The organism is Gordonia alkaliphila (assembly GCF_023017165.1).
In the GTDB taxonomy this organism is placed as follows: Bacteria; Actinomycetota; Actinomycetes; order Mycobacteriales; family Mycobacteriaceae; genus Gordonia; species Gordonia alkaliphila.
In genome coordinates, this window is sequence record NZ_JALKBW010000001.1 from 1,734,407 (window position 1) to 1,755,807 (window position 21,401).

Annotated in this window: 19 protein-coding genes and 1 pseudogene; 10 read left to right on the forward strand and 10 right to left on the reverse strand. The window is 69.4% G+C overall.

The window, feature by feature from the left end; genetic code table 11:
* Positions 1-26 precede the first annotated feature (26 nt).
* Entirely contained in the window at positions 27-449 is a 423-nt protein-coding gene (locus tag MUG78_RS07790) for a DUF6325 family protein (RefSeq protein ID WP_246993671.1), read from the forward strand.
* A gap of 19 nt (positions 450-468) precedes the next feature.
* Positions 469-819 (forward strand): SHOCT domain-containing protein, encoded by a 351-nt coding sequence (locus MUG78_RS07795; RefSeq protein ID WP_246993672.1) that lies wholly within the window; start codon positions 469-471, stop codon positions 817-819.
* A 58-nt stretch (positions 820-877) separates the two neighbouring features.
* Here MUG78_RS07795 and MUG78_RS07800 read toward each other — a convergent pair whose 3' ends face one another.
* Positions 878-1,537, reverse strand: coding sequence for an NAD(P)H-binding protein (locus MUG78_RS07800; protein WP_246996915.1), 660 nt, complete (start codon positions 1,535-1,537; stop codon positions 878-880).
* A gap of 87 nt (positions 1,538-1,624) precedes the next feature.
* Positions 1,625-2,848: pseudogene (locus MUG78_RS07805) on the reverse strand (alpha/beta fold hydrolase); the annotation flags it as partial.
* Between the two features lie 191 nt (positions 2,849-3,039).
* Between MUG78_RS07805 and MUG78_RS07810 the strand changes: the two are divergent.
* Positions 3,040-3,696, forward strand: coding sequence for a DUF305 domain-containing protein (locus MUG78_RS07810; RefSeq protein ID WP_246993673.1), 657 nt, complete (start codon positions 3,040-3,042; stop codon positions 3,694-3,696).
* 371 nt (positions 3,697-4,067) lie between these two features.
* Here the strand turns inward: MUG78_RS07810 and MUG78_RS07815 are convergent, their stop codons facing one another.
* A complete protein-coding gene (locus MUG78_RS07815; RefSeq protein WP_246993674.1) occupies positions 4,068-4,457 on the reverse strand; it encodes a hypothetical protein in 390 nt (129 codons plus the stop codon).
* A gap of 105 nt (positions 4,458-4,562) precedes the next feature.
* Between MUG78_RS07815 and MUG78_RS07820 the strand changes: the two genes are divergently transcribed.
* The 7 genes from MUG78_RS07820 (at position 4,563) to MUG78_RS07850 (ending at position 13,323) form a co-directional block, all read left to right on the forward strand.
* A complete protein-coding gene (locus MUG78_RS07820) occupies positions 4,563-5,117 on the forward strand; it encodes a TetR/AcrR family transcriptional regulator (RefSeq protein ID WP_246993675.1) in 555 nt (184 codons plus the stop codon).
* Between the two features lie 312 nt (positions 5,118-5,429).
* Positions 5,430-5,528 carry a potassium-transporting ATPase subunit F gene (locus MUG78_RS07825; protein ID WP_246993676.1) on the forward strand — a complete coding sequence of 33 codons (99 nt, stop codon included), beginning with the start codon at positions 5,430-5,432 and terminating at the stop codon, positions 5,526-5,528.
* Between the two features lies 1 nt (position 5,529).
* On the forward strand, positions 5,530-7,317 hold the full coding sequence (gene kdpA, locus MUG78_RS07830; RefSeq protein ID WP_246993677.1) for a potassium-transporting ATPase subunit KdpA: 1,788 nt from the start codon (positions 5,530-5,532) through the stop codon (positions 7,315-7,317).
* Between the two features lie 26 nt (positions 7,318-7,343).
* Positions 7,344-9,452 (forward strand): potassium-transporting ATPase subunit KdpB, encoded by a 2,109-nt coding sequence (gene kdpB / locus MUG78_RS07835; RefSeq protein WP_246993678.1) that lies wholly within the window; start codon positions 7,344-7,346, stop codon positions 9,450-9,452.
* Positions 9,453-9,456: 4 nt separating this feature from the next.
* On the forward strand, positions 9,457-10,083 hold the full coding sequence (locus tag MUG78_RS07840; protein ID WP_246993679.1) for a potassium-transporting ATPase subunit C: 627 nt from the start codon (positions 9,457-9,459) through the stop codon (positions 10,081-10,083).
* Positions 10,084-10,093: 10 nt separating this feature from the next.
* Positions 10,094-12,625 (forward strand): sensor histidine kinase, encoded by a 2,532-nt coding sequence (locus tag MUG78_RS07845; protein WP_246996917.1) that lies wholly within the window; start codon positions 10,094-10,096, stop codon positions 12,623-12,625.
* Positions 12,622-13,323, forward strand: a complete 702-nt coding sequence (locus MUG78_RS07850) for a response regulator (RefSeq protein ID WP_246993680.1) — start codon at positions 12,622-12,624, stop codon at positions 13,321-13,323. Before MUG78_RS07845 ends, MUG78_RS07850 begins: the two co-directional genes overlap by 4 nt.
* A gap of 4 nt (positions 13,324-13,327) precedes the next feature.
* Here the strand turns inward: MUG78_RS07850 and MUG78_RS07855 are convergent, their stop codons facing one another.
* The 7 genes from MUG78_RS07855 to MUG78_RS07885 form a co-directional block, all read right to left on the reverse strand.
* Entirely contained in the window at positions 13,328-13,723 is a 396-nt protein-coding gene (locus MUG78_RS07855; RefSeq protein ID WP_246993681.1) for a CueP family metal-binding protein, read from the reverse strand.
* A gap of 33 nt (positions 13,724-13,756) precedes the next feature.
* The gene (locus tag MUG78_RS07860) at positions 13,757-14,878 is read right to left on the reverse strand and encodes a sensor histidine kinase (RefSeq protein WP_246993682.1); all 1,122 of its coding nucleotides are present in this window, start codon (positions 14,876-14,878) and stop codon (positions 13,757-13,759) included.
* Positions 14,878-15,657 carry a response regulator transcription factor gene (locus MUG78_RS07865; RefSeq protein WP_246993683.1) on the reverse strand — a complete coding sequence of 260 codons (780 nt, stop codon included), beginning with the start codon at positions 15,655-15,657 and terminating at the stop codon, positions 14,878-14,880. The genes MUG78_RS07860 and MUG78_RS07865 overlap by 1 nt, the downstream gene beginning before the upstream one ends.
* Before the next feature lie 71 nt (positions 15,658-15,728).
* Positions 15,729-16,520: a PaaI family thioesterase gene (locus tag MUG78_RS07870; protein ID WP_246993684.1), complete on the reverse strand. Its 792-nt coding sequence runs from the start codon at positions 16,518-16,520 to the stop codon at positions 15,729-15,731.
* A gap of 48 nt (positions 16,521-16,568) precedes the next feature.
* A complete protein-coding gene (gene ilvD / locus MUG78_RS07875) occupies positions 16,569-18,278 on the reverse strand; it encodes a dihydroxy-acid dehydratase (RefSeq protein WP_246993685.1) in 1,710 nt (569 codons plus the stop codon).
* Between the two features lie 168 nt (positions 18,279-18,446).
* Complete coding sequence (locus tag MUG78_RS07880; RefSeq protein WP_246993686.1) at positions 18,447-20,240, reverse strand: GIY-YIG nuclease family protein; 1,794 nt, start codon at positions 20,238-20,240, stop codon at positions 18,447-18,449.
* A gap of 191 nt (positions 20,241-20,431) precedes the next feature.
* Positions 20,432-21,316 carry an alpha/beta fold hydrolase gene (locus tag MUG78_RS07885; protein ID WP_246993687.1) on the reverse strand — a complete coding sequence of 295 codons (885 nt, stop codon included), beginning with the start codon at positions 21,314-21,316 and terminating at the stop codon, positions 20,432-20,434.
* Between the last annotated feature and the right edge of the window lie 85 nt (positions 21,317-21,401).

Here is a 21,401-nt window from a genome sequence, read left to right on the forward strand (position 1 = left end):
AACAACCCATCGACTTCAGGAGAATCATGACCGACAACTCGTCTCTGCTCGGCCCCGTCGAGTTGATGATGGTCTCGATGCCCGATACGGGAATATCACCGCAGGTGCTCGCCGCGCTCGCGGCACAGGTCAGGGCCGGCACCGTCCGCATCCTTGATCTGGTGCTGGTGACCCGGGCCGGTGAGGACGAGATCGAGGCCACCGAACTGTCGCTCGACGCGGTCGGCATCGAGATAATGGACTTGGCGCTGCCGGGCCTCACCGGCGACGAGGACATCGCCCTGCTGGCCGAGTCGCTCGAGGTCGGCGAGAGCGCCGCCATCGTCGCACTCGAACTGGTATGGGCGCGGGACCTGGGCGCGGCGCTGGCCGCGGAAGGCAGCGAAGTGATTGCCGCAGAACGGATTCCGTCCGCGGTGGTCAACGAGATCGCCAACCTCGACAACTGAGAAGAACAGGAGAATTCAGATGTTGCGAAACGGACGACCAGGACTCATCGGCCTCGCCGCGCGCACCGCTGTGGTGACCGGAACCGCCAACGCGATGGGCAACCGCGCCGCCAACCGGCGGGCCCAGCAGCAGCAGGAGACGCAGCAGCAACAGCTGCTCCAGCAACAGGCCTGGGAGGCGCAGCAGGCTCAGCAGCAGCAGATGCAGCAGCAGCAGATGCAGCAGGCCCAGCAGCAGGCTCCGCCGCCCGCTGCGCCGGCCGGAGGCGTGGACCTGACCGCCGAGCTGATGAAGCTCGCCGACCTGCGCACCCAGGGCCTGCTGACCGACGACGAATTCGCCGCTGCCAAGGCCAAACTGCTGGCCTGACCCGCGTCTCTCCGGGCTCCGAGGGCGACCACCGCGTCGACCTCGGGGCCCGGCTCGGTCACGAGGCGGCGGCCAGTGCTTTCGCGACCGGCACGTCGCCGTCGGTGAACGGCAGATCCTTGCCGATGGTGGTCGGATCGGCGAGCACGGCGGCGGCCATCGCCGCCACGTTCGCGCGGGAGGTGCCCGGATTGTCGGCCGCGCGGGTAGCCCCGAGGTCGACGGCGCCGGTGGGCTCGTCGAGTGTGAGCCGACCGGGCATCAGGATGGTCCAGTCGAGTTCGGAGGCGCGCAGCGCGGTGTCCGCGGCGGCCTTCGCCTCGGCGTAGGGGAAGAACGAATCACCTTCCGGCACACCGTGGTCGGGGCCTGCACCGAGGTAGGACACCATCACGTAGCGGCGCACGCCGGCATCCTGGGCGGCCTGCATCGACCGGATCGCCGCGTCGCGGTCGACGGCGTACGTCCGGGTCGGATCGCCGCCGCCGGCCCCGGCGCTGAAGACCACCGCGTCGGCGCCGCGCAGCACGGCGGCCAGTTCCGGTGCGGAGGCGGTTTCGATGTCGAGCAGCAGCGGGCTCGCGCCCGCCGCGGCGACGTCGACCGCCTGTTCCGCGGTGCGGATGATGGAGGTGACCTCGTCGCCCCGTTCCGCGAGGAGTGGTGCCAGGAGAAGTGCTACTTTGCCGTGCCCGCCGATGATCACGATTTTCGCCATGGCATCGACCGTACCGACTCGGGGCGGCTGGGCGGTGGGGGCTAAGCCGTGTCGGCCTAGGAACTCGACGATCGCGGAGGCGAACACCTGGTTGTCGTCGCCGGCGACCATGTGTCCGGCCTCGCTGACGTCGGCCACGTCGGCGTGCGGGATCAGCGTGCGCATCGAGTCGATACCCTCCTGCGAGACCACGTCCGACTGCCCGCCGCGCACCAACAGGGTGGGGACGGTGACCGCCCGTGAGGCCTCGCTCAGCACCTCGACGTCGGTGATGCGGGTTTCGTCGCCGCCCTGCAGGAACCGCGGATCCCAGTGCCAGTACCAGCGGCCGTCGGCGCGCTGGCGGACGTTCTTGGTGAGGCCGCCGAGGTTGCGGGTGCGCTTGCGGCTGGGGTTGTAGGCGGCGATGGCGTCGGCCACGTCGTCGAGGGTGTCGAACCCGTCGATATGGGCGCCCATGAACTCCTTGATGCGGTCGATGCCCGCGGGCTCGACGTCGACGACGATGTCGACCAGCACCAGACCGGCGGCGACGTCGAGGTGGCGGCCGACGGTGTTCAGGCCGGTGATGCCGCCGAGGGAGGCGCCCACGATCACCGGCTTGATCTCCAGCGCGTCGAGTGTCCCGAGGAGGTCTTCGGTGAACGCACCCACGGCGTAGTCGGCGTCCTCGGGCCATGCGCTGTCGCCGTGTCCGCGCAGGTCCATGGTGTAGACGTCGTGCCCGAGCGCGGCGAGGCCCGCGGCGGCGCGGTTCCACGAATGCCGCGTCTGGCCGCCGCCGTGGAGCATCAGGATCGGCGCGTGCGTGCCGTCGCCGGTCGACGCAGGCCACCGGTCGCCGGTGAGGGCGAGCGCGCCCACCTCGATGGTGAACGTCTCGGCGGTGGGTGCGGTCGCGGTCGCACGGGGCCGCCCGGCCAGCCACTGCCGGATCTCGGCCAGGTAGGCCTGGATCTCCGGAAGGTCGACGTTCGGGAAACGGTCGGCGAGATGGTCGAGGAATACCGGGGAGAACGGGTCGCGCACCAGGTCGTCGATGTAGTGCCGGCGGATGACGAGGGTCTGGAAGGTGTCTTCGAGGTAGTCCTCGATCCAGCGGGTCGCGCGGCGATCGGCGGCATCGTCGCTGCGCCACGTCGGGGGCACCTCGTCGAGAGTCGTGCCATCGAGCGGAAGGTGCAGGTACTCGTCGCCGTCGTCCAGGGTGAGGCCGGTGTCGTCGAACACCACGATGTGGTCGGATCCGGTCATCCGGGTGATGGCGCCGTAGGCAGCGAGGCGACGCGCGACGTCGTCGAAGGTGTCCATTCTTCGAGGCTAACCTGTGCCGTCGGCGGCCGATCATCGCCGCCCGAACCGGGAGGTTTCGCGGTGATCGGCGGGATCTTGAGGTAATCCAGAGGAACTGCGCGGGCAATGTGCGCCTCGGGCGGGCAGGGTGGAGGAGTACGCGGAAATCGATCCGCACCAAAGTTGTCGAAAGTCGAGGAACAGGACTCATGAACATTCGCCGCTATTCCGTTGCCGCCGCCTCCACCGCCGGTGTCGCCGCAGTGCTGCTGCTGGCCGGCTGCTCGTCCGACGACTCCACCGCCGACGGTCAGCATCACGGCGGCGCGGCGTCGTCGGCCGCCACCACTGGCTCGGCGCAGAACTCACAGGTCAACGATGCGGACAAGATGTTCGCCGAGATGATGATTCCGCACCACGAGCAGGCCGTCGAGATGTCGGACATCATGCTGGCCAAGACCGACATCGACCCGCGCGTGACCGAACTGGCTCGCCAGATCAAGGCCGCGCAGGGCCCGGAGATCGAGACCATGCAGGGCTGGCTCAAGGAGTGGGGGGTGTCCGATGACTCCGCCGGCGACCACGACATGGGTACCCACGACATGAGCGGGGATCACGACATGAGCGAGATGGACGGCATGCTGAGCGCCGATCAGATGCAGGCACTGAAGGACGCGACCGGTGTCGAGGCCTCGCGGCTGTTCCTCGAAGGGATGATCGAGCACCACGAGGGCGCCGTCGACATGGCGAACGATGAGCTGAAGGACGGCGTGAACCCGGACGCGAAGGCGCTCGCGCAGCAGGTGATCACTACGCAGAACGCAGAGATCGAGACGATGCGGGGCCTGCTGACGTCGCTCCAGTAGCGGCGGACGCGACCGCTCCGGTGTCGATCCTCAACCGACACAAGGGCTACCCGCACCTCACGGGCACCCTGACCCCGTCGGCACAAAGGCGGCAGCCGACCACAAAGGCGACAGTCGGCACCAGAGGAGGCAGCCGGGGCAGCCGCCTTGGGGCGGACTGCCGCGGACGTGGGGAACTGCCGCCTTTGCGCCGGAGGTCGACGGTGGCCGCGTCGATGGAGACGTCGCCCTCGGAGGCCAGGTCGGCCACGGCCTCGGCCGCGCTCACGAGTTCGAACGGTAAAACAACGGCGTCCTGGCGGTCACCGATGGCATATATGCATTGGTGACGCTCAGGACGCCGTTGTTTTACCGATGAGGTCAAAGACCGGTCAGGCGGCGGCGCGCTCGGCCTGCAGCGGGCTGTCGTTCTCGGCGGTGACGGCCGCTGCCGCGGCGCTCGGGCGGTACAGCTCGTGGTAGGCGCTGATCCGGGCCGGGGTTTCGGTCGGCACCAGCAGGTGCGGGCTCGGGTGCGAGCCCTGGGCCTCGTTGTAGCGGTTGACCGTCGCCTGGTGGGCCATCGCCCACAGGGAGAGCACCAGCAGCACGGCCCACGCGGCGATCATCGCGGCGAGTTCGCCACCGCTGAACCAGCCGAACACGGGTCCGGCGATGAAGAGGGCGAGCAGGATGAACTGCGCCAACATCAGGACGTAACCGATGAACAGGGGCATCACCTTGTCGGCGCGCTGACGAGTGACCGGCGTGGTCGAAGCCATGAGAAAGAACCTCCAGAGGATTGAAACGCTACATGTAGCGTAGCGATACGGTGGGTGTAGCGTCGAATCCCTGAGTTTTATTCCGCCGCACCTGCAGGAGGTCCCATGGCGACCGTGCGTCCCAGCAGTGCGTCGAAGATCGCCGACGCCGCGCGCGAGTTGTTGCGCACCAAGGGGCCGTCCGCGGTCACCGTGGAACGCGTGGCCACCGAGGCCGGGGTGGCCCGGACGACGATCTATCGGCGCTTCGCCGATCGCCACGAACTGCTGACCGACGCATTGCGCGAACTGGCTGATCCGCCGGGCCCCGATGAGCACGACATCTCCGGGGAGGGTCGACTGCGCTGGGTGGCGGAGCATGCCGCGGCCATGGTGCTGGACGGGATCGGCTTCGGCGGATCCGGCGCCGTGCTCGACAACGCCGACCCCGCCTTCACCGCCACCCTCCGCGCGGTGTTGCAGGAGCACTGGCGGGCGCTGGCCGAGGAGTTGGAGGCCGGGGTGGCCGACGGCTCGCTGCACTTGCACGGTGAGGCCGGGACCGTGGTCGACTCGATCATCGGCGCGCTCCTGGCCGAGTACGGCCGCACCGGCACGATCACCGACGACTGGGCCGACCGCATGGTGGCCCTCCACCGCGGCCTCATCGTCGACAGCTGAGTCACGCTGGCTGCAGCTCGTCGAAGCCACTTCCCGACCGGCTGAGCTCGTCGAAGCACCTCCCGCCCGGCCCGACCGCGGCCACGACAGGACCGCGTCAAAAGCTGACCCGTCCGCGTATGGATTCCGTTAAGGACTCTGGCGCGCCCCGCTCTCGGAGGACGAGCGTGGGATTCGCGGCCGCAGGGTGCGGCCGCGACCCACCCCTGGGAGGTGTGCCGGCATGGCCGACATTGTGATGATCGTGCTCGCGATCGCGGCGACAGGCTGCGGCCTGATGGCCGTCCGCGGACTCGACGGATGGTCGCGGCGATGACGCTCGCAGGCACGGTGACCGTGCTTCTCGTAGTGATCGCCGCGGCGACCGCCGGATACCTGTTGATCGCGCTCATCGCGCCGGATCGGTTCTGACATGACAGAGACCACCGCCGGACTCCTTCAACTGGGCGCGCTGCTCGCGGTGCTCGCGCTCGTCTACGTACCCTTCGGCGACTACCTCGCCGCGGTCTTCCGCTCCCGCCGCCACCTCGCCCCCGAACGCGGTCTGTATCGCCTCGCGCGCATCGACCCCGACGCCGGGCAGACGTGGCGCGCCTACGCGACCAGCGTCCTGGGCTTCTCCTTCGCCGCGATCGTGCTGCTCTACGCCCTGCAACGACTGCAGGGTGTGCTCCCCTGGAACGACAGCAAGCCCGGCGTGACGCCGGCGATGGCCTTCAACACGGCGATCTCGTTCGTCACCAACACCAACTGGCAGTCGTACTCGCCGGAGACCACGGTCAGCAACCTGACTCAGATGCTGGGCTTCGCGGTGCAGAACTTCCTGTCCGCCGCGGTCGGGCTGGCGGTGGCCGTCGCGCTGATCCGCGGCTTGATCGCGCGGAACGGCAACGGCCTGCTCGGCAACTTCTGGGTGGACCTGGTGCGCGGCACGCTGCGCGTGCTGCTGCCGGTGGCGATCCTGATCGCCGGGATCCTCCTGCTGCAGGGTGCGGTGCAGTCGTGGCATACCGGTGTCGGTTACACGCTGCTCGACGGCCGGTCGCAGGCGAGCCCGCTGGGCCCGTTCGCCAGCCAGGAGGCCATCAAGGTCCTCGGCACCAACGGCGGCGGCACCTTCGGCGCCAACTCGGCGCACCCCTTCTCCAACCCGACCCCGCTGACCAACGTGGTGCAGGTCTTCGCGATCCTGCTGATCCCGGTCTGCCTCACCCGCGCCTACGGCACGATGGTCGGTGACCGTCGCCAGGGCCTCACCTTGCTCGCCGTGATGGCGACCCTGTGGGCCGGACTGCTGGCAGGCGTCTGGTTCCTGCAATCGCGGACCAGCGGCATCGCCGCGGTGGCCGCGGGTGCGAACACGGAGGGCACCGAACTCCGCTTCGGGGTACCGGGCACCTCGTTGTTCGCGGTCAGCACCACCGGCACCTCCACCGGTGCGGTCAACGCCGCGCACGACAGCCTGTCCCCGGGCGCCGGCGGCGCGGTGCTGTGGAACATGCTCCTCGGCGAGGTCGCACCGGGCGGCGTCGGCTCGGGCCTCTACGGAATCCTGATTCTGGCGACGATCACCGTCTTCCTCGGCGGCCTCCTGGTGGGGCGCACCCCGGAGATCCTGGGTAAGAAGGTCGGTCGGCGGGAGATCACCGTCGCCGTTCTGTCCGTACTAGTGATGCCGACGCTGGTCCTGGCCGGCACCTCGCTGACCCTCGCCACCGGAGCGAGCACCGGGCACTTCACCGAGGACGGACCGCCGGGCAGCCCCGTCGCGGTGCACGGCTTCACCGAGGTGCTCTATGCCTACGCGTCGACCGCCAACAACAACGGCAGCGCCTTCGGTGGCCTGATCGTGACCAGCGACTGGTTCCAGGTGTCCCTCGGCCTCGTCATGTACTTCGGTAGGTTCCTGCCGATCGTGCTGGTGCTGGCCCTGGCCGGGATGTTCGCACGCCAGAAACCGCGCGACGACGATCCGGTGGCCGAGGTCGAGGCCGAGGCCTTGGTGTCGTCGGTGGCCGACGAGCCACTGGACTCTCGGGCGCCGCAGCTCCTGCAGGCGCCGGCCCCGTCGGACGCCGGCGTGCTGCCCACCTCCGGACCCCTGTTCGGCGCGCTGCTGTTGGGCACCACCCTGCTGATCGCCGGACTCACCTTCCTCCCCGCGCTCGCGCTGGGACCCATCGCGGAGGCCCTTCTATGACCAGCACTTCCGAAAGAACCACACCCATGGAGACCTCGTCAGACACCACCGCGTCGGAAGCGCCCGAACTCGCGACCCGTGGCGCCTTCGACCCGAAGATGCTCATCGCCGCGCTCCCGCAGGCGGCCCGGAAACTCACCCCGCGCGCGCAGGCCCGCAACCCGGTGATGCTCGTCGTCTATCTCGGCGCAGTGCTGTCGACCCTGCTGGCGATCTGGCAGCCGTCCGGCTTCGCCTGGCTGGTGGTGGCGTGGCTCTGGTTCACCGTTCTCTTCGCCGGACTGGCCGAGGCCGTCGCCGAAGGTCGCGGCCGGGCGCAGGCCGACAGCCTGCGCAAGGTCAAACGGGACACCGTCGCCCGCCGGCTGTCCGACGACGGGACCATCGAGGAGATCAGCGGCGCGCAGCTCACCGTCGGCGACCGCATCGTGGTGGAGGCCGGGGAAGTGATCGCCGGCGACGGCGACGTGATCGAAGGCATCGCCACCGTCGACGAATCGGCCATCACCGGTGAATCCGCGCCGGTGGTCCGCGAGTCCGGCGGCGACCGGTCGGCGGTCACCGGCGGCACCGTGGTGCTGTCGGACCGGATCGTCGTGCAGATCACGACGGCGCCCGGACAGACCTTCGTGGACCGGATGATCGCGCTGGTGGAGGGCTCGGAACGGAAGAAGACGCCGAACGAGGTGGCCCTGCAGATCCTGCTGACCGCGCTCACCCTGATGTTCCTGCTCGCGGTGGTCGCCACCGGCGCGATGCTCGCCGCCGCCGACTCGGTGGCCGATCCCATCAAGCTCATCGCGTTGCTCGTCTGCCTGATCCCCACCACCATCGGCGCGCTGCTGTCGGCTATCGGGATCGCCGGCATGGACCGGCTGGTGCAGCGCAATGTGCTGGCGATGAGCGGTCGTGCGGTGGAGGCCGCCGGCGACATCGACACCCTCCTGATGGACAAGACCGGCACCATCACGTTCGGCAATCGCCGGGCCACCGATCTGCATCCGGCGCCGCAGGTGTCGCTCGCCGAGCTGGCCGACGTCGCCTATCGGTGCAGCCTGGCCGATGACACCCCGGAGGGGCGCAGCATTCTGGACCTGTGCGTCGACCGCTTCGAGGTGGTCGCCCTCGACGACGACGAGGTGACCGCGGCGCGCTCGGGGGCGGATCCGCGGTACGCGATCGTGCCGTTCACCGCGACCACCCGCATGAGCGGGATGGACCTGACCGGCGACGATTCCCGGCAGCTGCGTAAGGGCGCGGCCGACGCGGTGGAGCGCTGGGTGGCCGGGCTGGGCGGCGTCGTCGACCCGGCCGTGACGACGACGGTCACGCAGATCGCCGACGCCGGCGGCACGCCGCTGGTGGTGGGCCTGGCGCGCGAGGGGCAGCCGCCCAGCGTGCTCGGTGTGATCGAGCTGTCGGACGTGGTGAAGCCCGGCATGCGGGAGCGGTTCGCCGAGCTGCGCGCCATGGGAATCCGCACGGTGATGATCACCGGCGACAACCCGCGCACCGCACGCTCGATCGCCGCCACCGCGGGCGTCGACGACTTCGTCGCGCAGGCCACCCCCGAGGACAAGTTGGAGCTCATCCGCGCCGAGCAGGCACGGGGTCGGCTGGTGGCGATGACCGGCGACGGCACCAACGACGCGCCGGCCCTGGCGCAGGCCGACGTCGGCGTCGCCATGAACACCGGGACCTCGGCGGCCAAGGAGGCCGGGAACATGGTGGACCTCGACTCCGACCCCACCAAGCTCATCGAGGTGGTGGCGATCGGCAAACAGCTGCTCATCACCCGCGGCGCGCTGACCACGTTCTCGCTGGCCAACGACGTGGCGAAGTACTTCGCGATCCTGCCCGCCATGTTCGCGGCGACCTACCCGCAACTCGAGACGCTCAACGTGATGCACCTGCACTCGGCGCAGTCGGCGATCCTCTCCGCGGTGATCTTCAACGCGCTGATCATCGTCGCGCTGATCCCGCTGTCCCTGCGCGGCGTCAAGTACCGGGCCGGATCCGCGTCCCGACTGTTGGGGCGCAATCTCCTGATCTTCGGTGTCGGCGGGGTGATCGCCCCGTTCGTGGGGATCGCGCTGATCGACCTCGTCGTCCGTCTCCTACCCGGAATGGGGTGAGTCCATGAAGACTCTGCTGCGCGGTTTCGGCCGCCAACTATTGGTGGGTGCGACGATCCTGCTCGCGTTCACCGCGGTCCTCGGCATCGGTTATCCGGTGCTCGTGTGGGGGATGTCGCGCACGGTCGCCGAATCGGCCGACGGCGCGGTGGTCTACGACGCCGCCGGCTGCCCGGTGGGCTCGGCGCTGATCGGCGTCGACCTGGAACCTGCTGCCGGGCAACCGGATCCGTTCCTGCACGGCCGTCCCTCCGGTGATCCGGCGGTGTCCGGGGCGTCGAACCTGGGACCCAACAGTCCACAGCTGCGCGATCTGGTGAACGAACGACGTGCGACGATCGCGGCACGCGAAGGCGTCGACCCCGCGGCCGTGCCTGCCGATGCGGTCACCGGTTCGGGTTCGGGCCTGGATCCGAACATCTCGCCGGCCTATGCGGCCCTGCAGATCCCGCGGTTGGCCCGCACCAACGGCATGACCGTCGAGCAGGTGCGCGCGATCGTCGACCGCAACACCGCGGGGCGCCAGCTCGGCGTCCTCGGTGCCCCGCGCGTAAACGTGCGGCAGGTGAACCTCGACCTGGGGCACCGGGCCCCCGCGTGCTCCGCTCAGTCGGAGCCGCGTGGCCGATAGGATCGACGGGATGGAGGCGCAGGCGCCGGCGCGCGGACAGTTCGAGGTGTTCCTCGGCTGTGCCCCGGGGGTGGGCAAGACCTTCGAGATGCTCGATCACGCGCAGAACCTGCTGGCCGACGGCGTGGACGTGGTGATCGGCATCGTCGAATCGCACGGGCGCTCGGCCACCGAAGCGATGACCGAGGGCCTCGAGATCGTCCCCCGCCGGGCCTATCCGCACCGCGACGTGGTGCTCGAGGAGATGGACCTCGACGCCGTGCTGGCGCGCCGCCCGCAGGTGGTGCTCGTCGACGAACTGGCGCACACCAACGCCCCCGGCATGCGCCACGGGAAACGTTGGCAGGACATCGAGGAGCTGTGCGCGGCCGGGATCGACGTCCTGTCGACGGTCAACATCCAGCACCTGGAGAGTCTGAACGACGTGGTCGCCCAGATCACCGGGGTGCCGCAGCAGGAGACGGTGCCCGACGACGTGGTGCGTCGCGCCGATCAGATCGAACTGGTCGACATCGAGCCGAGTGCGCTGCGTCGTCGACTCGCCGAGGGCCGCGTGTACGGCACCGACCGCGCCGAGGGGGCGCTCGCCAACTTCTTCCGGCAGGGCAACCTCACCGCGCTGCGGGAGTTGGCGCTGTTGTGGCTGGCCGATCGGGTGGACGAGAAGCTCGCCGACTATCGCGCGGCTAACGCGATCACCGAGACCTGGGAGGCGCGCGAGCGGGTCGTGGTGGCGGTGACCGGCGGGCCCGAGTCGGGCGCGCTGATCCGGCGTGCGCGGCGGATCGCGTCGCGGTCGAGCGCCGAGTTGCTGGTGGTGCGGGTGGCCCGCGGGGACGGTCTCGCCGACACGTCCGCGGATCTGGCGGGTTTGGGGCAGCTGGCCGCGGACTGCGGTGCGTCGCTGAGCACCGTGGTCGGCGACGACGTGCCCGCCACGCTGCTGGAATTCGCGCGGGCGGTGAACGCGACCCAGCTGGTGCTGGGCACATCGCGGCGGCCGCGGTGGCGACGGGTGCTCGACGAAGGCGTCGGCGCGGCGGTGGTCGGCGACAGCGGCCGGATCGACGTGCACATGGTCAACCATCCGGAGGCGTCCACGCGTCGGGCGCTCGACATTCGGGCGACCCGCCTGCATCGGCCGCTCACCTGGGTGTTGGCGCTGGCGATTCCCGCGCTGGTCACCGCCCTGATCGCCCCGGTGGACCGGTTTCTCTCGGTGGCCGGCGAGTCGTCGATGTTCCTCGTCGGCATTCTTGCGGTCGCGCTGCTCGGCGGTGTGGGACCGGCCGTGCTGTCGGCGGTGGCGTCCGGGCTGCTGCTCAACTTCTTCTACACCACGCCGCGGTACACCCTGGCCATCACCGACCCGGACAGCGTGGTGACCATCGTCGGCATGGCGGTGGCGGCGATCGCGGTCGCGGTCCTGGTCGACTCGGCCGCGGTGCGGCGTCGGGAAGCGCGGCTGGCGGGCCGGGACGCGGAACTGCTCTCGATGTTTTCCAGCGCGGTGCTCGACGGCGCCGGCGCACCCGACCTGTTGGCGCGCGTCCGCGAGACCTATCAGCAGGACGCGGTGTCGGTGGTGCGGCTGGGCGGGGCCGCCCCGGAACTGCGGGCAGCGGTGGGCGACGATCCGCCCGCGGCGCTGGGGGAGGCGACGACGGTGTGCGAGTCGTCCGGCGGCGGGTACGCGCTGCTGTTGCGCGGGCCAAAGGTGGCGGTGCCGGACCGGCGCGTGCTGTCGGCGGTGGCCAGTCAGGTGGCCGCGGCACTCGAGCGCGACCGCCTCGCCGCCGAGGCCGCTGAAGCCGACGAGCTGGCGCGCACCGACGAGTTGCGGCGGGCGCTGCTGGCCGCGGTGAGCCACGATCTGCGGACCCCGCTGGCGTCGGCGAAAGCCGCGGTGAGCAGCCTGCGCAGCCCGGACCTGTTCTTCGACGCCGAGGACACTGCCGAGCTGTTGGCCACCACCGAGGAGTCCATCGACCAGTTGACCGCGCTGGTGGGGAACCTGCTCGACTCGTCGCGGCTGGCTGCCGGGGTGGTCCGGCCGGTGCTGCGTCGTACGTATCTGCCCGAGGTGGTGCACCGGGTGCTGGCAGTCGTCGGCCGGCCCGAGCGGGTCGGTGCCGTCGAGTTCGCGTCGTCGTGGGCGTGCACCGACGCGGGCCTGCTGGAGCGGGCGCTGGCCAACCTTGTCGACAACGCGTACCGGCACGGCACCGGTCCGGTCGACGTGGTGACGACGCCCGCGGTCCGCGCCGACGGGGAGGCGCGCTGCCTGCTGCAGGTGATCGATCGCGGGCCCGGCATTCCGGCGGAGGAGCGCACCCGGATCTTCGCGCCGTTCCACCAGTACGGCGATCAGCGCGGCGGCGCCACCGGGGTGGGTCTCGGGCTCGCGGTGGCCAGCGGTTTCGTGTCGGCGCTCGGCGGCACGGTGGAAGCGCGGCAGACGCCCGGCGGCGGGACCACCATGGTGATCGACCTGCCGGTGGAGCCGCCGAGTATTGCACCGACGGGAGGGGAGGGGACATGACCGAACCGCACGTGGACCGGGGCCGGGTGCTCGTGGTCGACGACGAACCGCAGCTGCTGCGCGCGCTGCGCATCAACCTGCGCGCCCGCGGTTTCGAGGTGACCACGGCCGACACCGGCGCGGCCGCGTTGACGCAGGTGGCGCGCACGATGCCCGACGTCGTGGTGCTGGATCTGGGTCTCCCGGACATCGACGGCTTCGAAGTGCTGGCCGGGCTGCGCGGCTGGACCGAGGTGCCGGTGATCGTGCTGTCGGCGCGCACCGACTCCTCGGACAAGGTGCAGGCGCTCGACGCCGGCGCCGATGACTACGTGACCAAGCCGTTCGGGATGGAGGAGTTCGTGGCCCGGCTGCGCGCCGCGATCCGCCGGGGCACGACGGTCACCGCGGCGGAGACCCCGGTGGTGGAAGCGGGGGCGCTGAGCATCGACCTCGCGGGCAAGCAGGTGATCCGCGCCGGAGCGCCGGTCCGGTTGACGCCCACCGAGTGGGGCATCCTCGAACTGCTGGTCCGGAACGAGGGGCGGCTGGTGGGGCAGCGGGAGATCCTGTCCGCGGTGTGGGGCCCGGGCTATGTGCAGCAGACCAACTATCTGCGCGTGTACCTCGCGAGCCTGCGCCGCAAGCTCGAGGACGACCCGGCCGCGCCCCGCCACCTCATCACCGAGCCGGGCATGGGCTACCGCTTCCAGCGCTGAGCGCTCACGCCGACACCAGGTGCAGTGTGGTGAGGCTGTGGAAGTGGCACTCGTGCGTCTGCGTCACGTACGGGGCGAAGGAGACGTAGAAGGTGTCGGCGGGCAGCGGAAGCGTCACTTCCTGCCCTCCGTCGGACAGCACGAGTGCGGTGGGCCGGACCGACGCCATCAGGTCGGTGGGGCGCTCCGTGACCGGGGTCGCGTCGAGCTTGTCGATGATCTCCTGTGCGTCCAGACCGGCGAGTCCGTGATCGGCCAGGAAGGTCTCGGTACTCGGTGCGGACGACGGCGCGGCGGTGTCGGTGTCGGAGCTGCCGCAGCCGACGAGCGCCACGGTCAGGGCGACCGCGGCGACGAGGGTCGCCAGCAGACGTTTCGGTGAGCGCGGGATGGGGGACATGGCGGGAGGGTTCCTCTCGTCGGTGGTGTGCGGTCAGGTCAGAGGGAGGGCGAGGACGAAGGTGCTGCCGAGGCCGGTGCCGTCGCTGGCTGCGCGGACGTGGCCGCCGTGGGCCTGCGCGATGCCGCGCACGATGGTGAGGCCGATACCGGTGCCGCCGGACGCGCGGGAGCGAGCCGGATCGCCGCGGTAGAAGCGGTCGAAGACGTGCGGCAGATGATCGGCCGCGATGCCCTCGCCGTCGTCGGTCACGCGGAGCTCCAGCGTGTCGTCGACCACGTCGCCGGCCAGCACCACGGTGCCGCCGGCCGGGGTGTGCCGCAGTGCGTTGACCAGCAGATTGTCCAGGGCCTGCCCGATGCGCGCGGCGTCGACGGAGAGGGGCGTCGGGGTGCTGCAGCGGACCGCGAGGTGCACGTCGGCGGCGGTGAAGCGGTCGCGGACGCGGGCGGCGGCCTCGTCGATCAGGGCTGCGGCGGCGATCGGATCGGGGTCGATATGCACCGCGACCTCCACTGCGGCGGAGACGGCGTCGAGGTCGTCGGCGAGCCGGGCCAGGCGGGCGGTGGCCGAGCGGATCGCCGCGTAGGTGGTGGCGTCGGGCTGTCGTACGCCGTCCTCGATGGCCTCGATGTTGGCGTCGACCGAGGCCAGCGGGGTCCGGATCTCGTGGGCCAGGTCGGAGAGCAGTTGGCGGCGGGTTTCGTCGACCGTTTCGAGGCGGCCGAGGACGCTGTTGAAGGTGTCGGTGAGCTTGCCGAACTCGGGGCCGAGGCCGCCTGCCGGGAGTCGTTCACCGGTCCGGCCGTCGCCGATGCGCGCGGCCGCGGTGGCCACGGCGGTGATGGACCGGTCGATGCGGCGGGTGATGATCCAGGCCGCGGACAGCGCGAGCACCGCCGAGGTGGTGACCACCGCGACGATGGTCACCGCGATGGCCGAGTTGAACGCCTCCTCGACATGCATGGCCTGCTCGGAGTCGTTCGGCAGACCCGCCTGGCCGAGGTGATCGTGAAAGAGCGTGGGCGCCACCAACATCGAGACCACGACGATGGTCAGCGCGCTCGCGGCGATCACCACCGCCATCGCGATCAGGATGCGCGCGCCGAGGCCGACGCGGCTGTCGAACCGGGAGTGCACCGTCGAACCCGCCATCAGCGCGCGCTCGACGGGGTCGGGGTGTCGATCCGATAGCCGACGCCGCGGACGGTTTCGATGAGCCGGTCGTCGCCGCGGTCGTCGAGTTTGCGGCGCAGGCTCCCGATGTGGACGTCGACCACGTGCGTGTCGCCGACCCAGTCCGAGTCCCAGACTGTGTTCATCAGGTGCTCGCGGGTCACCACGACGCCGGGGCGGCGGATCAGCTCGGCGAGGATGTCGAACTCGGTGCGCGTGAGGTGGACGTGGTTGCCGCCGACCCACACCTGGCGGGCGTCGAGGTCGACGATCACCGGGCCGAGTTCGCGGACGCGGCGCGGCGGCTCGTCCGGTTCCGGGTCGGCGTCGGCCTGTCGTGGGCGGCGGAGCATGGCGTCGATTCGGGCGATCAGCACGCGCGGGCTGAACGGTTTGAGGATGTAGTCGTCGGCGCCCACCGAGAGACCGATGAGCATGTCGACCTCGGCGGCGCGCGCGGTGAGCATCACGATGTAGGCGTCGGAGAAGGTGCGCAGCCGTCGGCACACTTCGATGCCGTCCAGCCCGGGCAGCCCCAGATCCAGAACGACGACGTCGGGCGCGTGCTGCTGGGCCGACGCGACCGCCTGCGTGCCGTCGTGCAGGACGGTCACGTCGAAGCCGGCGCGGCGCAGGTAGTCGCCGACGATGGCGGCGAGGTCCGGTTCGTCCTCCACCACCAGGGCGTGCAGCCCCGCGCGCGGGCGATCGGCGGGGAGCCCGTCGGCAGGCGCGCTGACGCCGGGCACGGAGTTCATGTCTCCATAGTGCGTGACGGCCGGGAGGTTGTCGCTCTCCGACGGCCGATCTTGAGGCAATCCTTAAGGGGTCAGGCCGGCTGTGCGGTGACTGTCGCCATGGAACACACCTTGCCGTCGGGGCCGTGGGCGGCCACGTGCGCGACACCGAGGGAACGGCCCAGGTAGACCAGCTCGGCGGTGAACGTGGTCGGGGTGGTGCCGACGCGCGGGCGAACGAAGGAGATGTCGATGCTGCGGGTGCGCCAGCCCGACTGGAAGAGCGAATGCGCGGCCAGTTCGGAGCCGACGCTGAGGACGCCGCCGTGGACGTTGCCCATGCCGTTGGTGGCGTACGGGTTGAGGGCCATGGTCAGCTCACCGGGCTTGTTCTCCGTGAAACCGAGGGCGGTCCGGACCGTGACGTCGGTGGCCGGGACGTCGGGGACCGCCTGCTTCGGCAAGGTGCCGTGGTCGACGTTCACCAGGTGCGAGCGGTGCGTGACCAGGGCGATCACCGTGCCGTCGGCGGTATGGGCCTCGCCGCGCGTGATGGCGCCCTGCGCGTCGGTGGCGACGAGGGCGCCGGTCACCGTGACGGGGGTGCCGTCGAGCGGCGGGTCGCCGAGGAAGTCCAGGCGGAGGCTCAGGCTCACCGGCCACCGACCGTGCTCGGCGCCGGTGCCGACGATCGAGCCAGTGGCCTCGTCGAGCGCGGGGGCGAGGCCGGCGCGCACCACGCCGGCGTCCTCGTCGCGTAGCCAGGGGCCGCCGTGGCAGGTGAAGGTGCTGCGCTTCGCGTCCACGTCGTCGCCCTGGAAACGAAAGAGCGTGTCGGTGCCGCCGCGGGCGAACCCGGTGACGCTGATCCTGTCGTCGGTCATGATGCCGACCCTAATGTTCGGCGTCGGGCGGCTCCGCGCGGGCCGGGGTTACTCGCAGATCGCGCCGCGCGAGGCCGAGGTGACGAGCTTGGCGTACTTGGCCAGGACGCCGCGGGTGTAGCGCGGCGGGAGCGGGGTGAAGTCCTTGGCGCGGGTGGCCAGCTCGTCGGGGTCGACGAGCAGGTCCAGGGTGCCGGAGGCCACATCGAGGCGGATGCGGTCGCCGTCGCGGACCACCGAGATGGGTCCGGCGTCGACCGCTTCCGGCGCCACGTGGCCCACGCACAGGCCGGTGGTGCCGCCGGAGAACCGGCCGTCGGTGAGCAGCAGGACGTCCTTGCCCAGGCCCGCGCCCTTGATGGCGCCGGTGATGGCGAGCATCTCCCGCATGCCCGGGCCGCCCTTGGGACCTTCGTAACGGATCACCACCACGTCGCCGGCGGTGATGGTGCCGTCCTCGAGGGCGTCCATGGCGGCGCGTTCGCGGTCGAAGACGCGGGCCACGCCCTCGAAGACGTCGGTGTCGAAGCCTGCCGACTTGACCACCGCGCCCTCCGGCGCGAGCGTGCCGTGCAGGATCGTGATGCCGCCAGTCGGGTGAATCGGCTGGTCCAGGGCGCGCAGCACCTTGCCGTCCGGATTCGGCGGGCTGATGTGCGCGAGGTTCTCGGCCACCGTTCGACCGGTCACGGTGAGGCAGTCGCCGTGCAGCAGGCCCGCGTCGAGCAGGGCCTTCATCACCACAGGGACGCCGCCGATGCGGTCGACGTCGGTCATGACGTGCGCGCCGAACGGCTTGAGGTCGGCCAGGTGCGGGACCTTCGCGCCGACCCGGGCGAAGTCCGCGAGCGACAGGTCCACCTCGGCTTCGTGCGCGATGGCCAGCAGGTGCAGCACCGCATTGGTGGAGCCGCCGAACGCCATGACCACGGCGATCGCGTTCTCGAAGGCCTCCTTGGTCATGATGTCGCGCGCGGTGATCCCGCGGCGCAGCAGCTCGACCACGGCCGCCCCCGACTCGCGGGCGTATCGGTCGCGACGACGATCCGGCGCCGGCGGCGCCGCACTGCCCGGCAGGGACATGCCGATCGCTTCGGCGGCACTGGCCATGGTGTTGGCGGTGTACATGCCGCCGCATGCGCCCTCGCCCGGGCAGATGGAGCGTTCGATGGTGTCGACGTCCTCGCGGCTCATCAGTCCGCGCGCGCACGCGCCGACCGCCTCGAACGCGTCGATGATGGTGACCTGGCGTTCTTCGCCGTCGGACAGCGTTGCGTACCCCGGCAGCGTCGACCCTGCATAGAGGAACACCGACGCCAGATTCAGGCGGGCCGCGGCCATGAGCATGCCGGGCAGGGACTTGTCGCAGCCGGCGAGGAGGACCGAGCCGTCGAGTCGTTCGGCGCTCATCACCGTTTCCACGCTGTCGGCGATCACCTCGCGGGAGACCAGCGAGAAGTGCATGCCCTCGTGGCCCATCGAGATGCCGTCGGAGACGGAGATGGTGCCGAACTCCAGCGGGAACCCGCCAGCCTCGTGGACGCCTTCCTTCGCGGCCTTGGCCAGGCGATCGAGCGACAGGTTGCAGGGCGTGATCTCGTTCCACGACGATCCGATCCCGATCTGCGGTTTCACCCAGTCGTCGTCGCCCATCCCGACCGCGCGCAGCATGCCGCGCGCCGCGGTCTTCTCCAATCCGTCGGTCACGTCCCGGCTGCGGGGCTTGATGTCGGGCTGCGTGCCGTCGTGGGAGGTCATATTCCCACGATAGGACGGGGATCAGCCGTCCGCAGGCGTCCTGCCAGCCCGGTTCTGACCCAGCCGCCCACAGAGTGTCGAGTTGTGGTGCTCAGGCAACCACAACACGACGCTCTGTCGACCAAGCTGTGCCTCCTCGGCCGCTCAGCGGGTCGGCCGGGCGGCGGGCTACTGCGTAGCGGTTCCGGAATCCAGGAGGAGGGCGGCAAGAACTGGATTGTGTGAGTTCTTGATCGCCCCGACCTTCCGCACCCGCATGTAGTTGAGAGCGGCCGTCGCTGCAGCTCGTGTCACCGCTGTGTCGTCGAGCAAGTCGGCCAGAACCTCCAGCGACGGGGCATAGATGTTCAGGTTGAAGGCGCCACCGTCGGAGTACGGCGCGTTGTCAACGTAGGCGCCGGGGTGCTGTCGCATGAACCGAATCGCGTCTGCGTCATCGAAGTCCCCGGAAGAACCGAAGTCTTCTCCGAAGAGTTCGACACCGTTCACCTGGATGAACCCGGAGAAGGTGGTGTTGATTCGCAGGCATTCGGTCCATCCCACGGACAGGTTCGTCAGCGTTCCATGAGAAGGCGTCGTGAGCGGGGAGCTGACCACCCACCACTCATATTCGGTTTGCGACGGCAGTGGGAGACACCGATCCAGATAGGCGCGTTGGATCGCCAGCATCTGCTGAAGTCGCTCGCCCGCGCGTTCTGCGAGCTTGGACATCGCCTCGTTGCCAGCGGATAGATCTGCGGTGTGCATGCGCGGGATCTTCTTCCCGCGCTGGTTTATGCCGACGGGGTCGTTGAGCCAATCTTCTGCTGTCGCGTCTACAGGTGGGAAGATGTCGTCGACTGCGCGATGACCCGTCCAGTACGTCATCTCGGCCTTGTTGCGGGTCGGCAGTCCCGAGTGCTGCAGCGAATGAATCAGCGCGCGCTCCGACGCAAGAAGCTGTTTCACTGGCGATGTCGCAGTGTTGGCTTCGGGATCCGGTAGCAGGCGAACCGACGTGATTCCCTTGCGTTCGCGCTTGTGGGTCTCAATTCTCGCGGGGATGTTCGTCGACTGGCCGAGATACCGATCGCCATTTTCGAACCCGAGAAGGTAGTAGCCGGAGATCCCGTCTCCGACCCGGTCAAGGGCATCCTGTACCGACGTCTTCGTCGGTTCCGATATCGCCACTCCAAACTTGTGCTTATCGCCCCATACCGCGGCCCTGCGTTCCAGATCAGCGATTTCGGCAGAGGAGCGGTTCGCGACTTGGCTATCGAAGACCACCGAGATGGCGGTCCCCGGCATGTGGCCGCCCTCGCTGTGCCGGATCACCGGTCGATCGAATCCCGGGCGCACGGTCCACTGTGGAGCCGTGACCATGGCGATGACCAACAGTTCGTTTAGGGTCTCTTCGTCTGTGGGCGCCACGCGACCTGCGACCCTGGCCGCAGTGAGCTGCCAGTCATCGCCCCATTTCGACGGTGGTGGCCCGGTCCAGGTCAACTCGGCGGTTCCCCAGGGAAGACTGAACATGTCGGTGACCCGGCGAATAGCGGTGTCATCGACATCGTTCGGCGGATCGGCAATGACCTTGATTCGCGGGACTCTTTGCTCGGAGACCGTGAACTGAGTGCGCAGGCGCCAGCCGCTAGCCAGCAGGCCCTGGATAACTTGGTCCATCGTGGTTGTGGCTAAAGCAAATGCCTCGAGTTGAGAGTCACTCAGACCATCGTCATCGTGGATGCCGTCTGGAAGCCATCGTGTGTCGAGGAGCGTTGGGGACTCGGAAATCGCAGCTGGTTCATGGCCTGGACGCCAGTACTCGACAGCCTCGTCATCGATCTCCGCCAGCAGAGCAACATCTGGGTCGTCCGTCTTCTGGAGCCAGTACCTGCCCTCGTCGCTAAGGAAACCCAGGTGGATCGGAAAGTCGCTCGCGTCGCCGTAGAACGGTGACTCTTCCACTTGGTCTTCGGGCACTTGTCCTCCGCTCGGTCTGCAGCTCGAACCGTCACGAACTGCGCTGGAGGACATATTTTCACGACGGTACGACAATATTCGTACAGTGGCGAAACAATTCTGCGCTCAGCGACAGAGTGTGAGGTTGTGGTGCTCAGACGATCACAACCTCACACTCTGCGGGCCCAAGGGCCACGTGAATCTGGCGCGGCCTACGCCCAGCGCTGGACGAACGCGCGGATCGCGGGATCGGCGATATCCGGGTCGGACGCGGTCAGGAAGTGTTGGCCTCCGTCGACGATCGTCAGCTCCGCAGACGGGGACGCGGTGAAGCGCGCGATGCCGTCCTCGGCGTTGGCGACCGAATACACCTGGTCCGCAGTGCCCTGGACCCACAGCACCGGGCAAGTCACCTCGTCCAACCGGGCTTCGATGCCGTCGCGGTCGCGGAGGTTGATCGTGCTGGTCCGGAGGCGACGACGGCCGGCGTCGCCGGTGTAGTTCGCCTGGTACGTGCGGATCCAGAACTGCTGCTCGTCGGCCGACACGTTTTCGCCCAAGCCCGCACCGAGGACCGCGGTGACGAAGTCGGCGTCGACCACCCAGTCGTCGCCGACCGGTGTCGCCAGGGCGTCTACCGAGGGGCCGGCGAACTCGGCGGCGTTCCAGCAACCGCGCTCCATGCTGGCCGTGCTCTCGTAGTCCATCGAGGTGCCGAACACGACGATCCCCTTGATCACCGACGGCGCGAGCATGGCCATCCGCGTCACGATCCAGCCGCCCTGCGAGGTGCCGAGCGCGAACGCCTCGGAGATGCCGAGCGCCTCGAGGACCTGCAGGTTCGCGACAGCACTGTCCCAGTAGGTGAACTGCTCATAGGTGGCGCGGGTGGCGCCGTGCCCGTAGGGCTCGATGGCGAGCAGGTTCATCGTGTCCAGCAGTTCTTCATTGGCGAACTGCGGGCGGTAGAGCTCCACCGAAGTAGTGAAGGAGTTGACCATCACCATGGTCGGGAGCGCGGGGTCGTACTCGCGGCCGAAGCGGTAGCCGATGGTCGATCCGCCCAGGTGGGGGATGTCGATAGTCGAGGTGGTCACAGTTCTCCTTGGTCCGACCGGGTGGTGCTGTTCCCGGATGTCACGTGCGGAAAGAACGCCCCCCATCGATCTAGACCGACCGATC